At 42.4% G+C, this 654-nt stretch carries 1 protein-coding gene; it reads right to left on the bottom strand.

The window, feature by feature from the left end; translation table 11 throughout:
* Positions 1–654 (bottom strand): IS21 family transposase (istA, locus tag IEV16_RS13300; protein ID WP_188366206.1); only part of this gene is annotated, 654 nt, incomplete at both ends.

Raw genomic sequence — 654 nt, 5'->3', positions numbered from 1 at the left:
GCCAAAGGGTTGAAAAAGTTATCTCGCACATAACGAACCATTCTTTCAACTTTACCCTTGGTTTGTGGGCGGTAGGGTTGGCATACCTTGGGAATGAAATTCATTTCTTTAGCGAACTGATAAAAGCTTTTGTTAAATCGATGCTGGCCTTCACCATAAGCATCTCGTTGCAGTACAACCGTTTTCATGTTGTCATACCAGACTTGTTCCGGAACACCCTGGAAATAGTCAAAAGCAGCACGGTGACAAGCCTCTAAGGTCTCATAGCGCATATTGTCTGTTAGAACAACAAACAAGGCGCGACAAAACCCTAAGACGCATACAAAGGCATGGATTGGGTCTTTACCGCCCCGCATTTTTCCCCAGTCAACCTGCATTTGTTTACCCGGTTCTGTTTCAAAACGAATCACTTCTACCGGTTCAACACAATCACGCAATTGGTGTAGATAATCCCGAACCAACGTAATTCCACCTTGGTAACCGATGTCTTTGAGTTCTCGATGAATGACTGTGCCAGATAAACGAATTGGATTGGCATGAGCTATCCGTTCATTGATGAAATTTTTAAATGGATCAAGTTTTGAAGCTCCTTTAACCCTTGGCTTATAGGTAGGTTCACAATCTTTACTGTTGATATATTTTCTGACGGTGTTT

The sequence above is a fragment of the Marinicella pacifica genome, assembly GCF_014636635.1.
Lineage (GTDB): Bacteria > Pseudomonadota > Gammaproteobacteria > Xanthomonadales > Marinicellaceae > Marinicella > Marinicella pacifica.
Note: the sequence above shows the minus strand (reverse complement) of the source record. Positions and strands in the feature narration are given on the sequence as shown.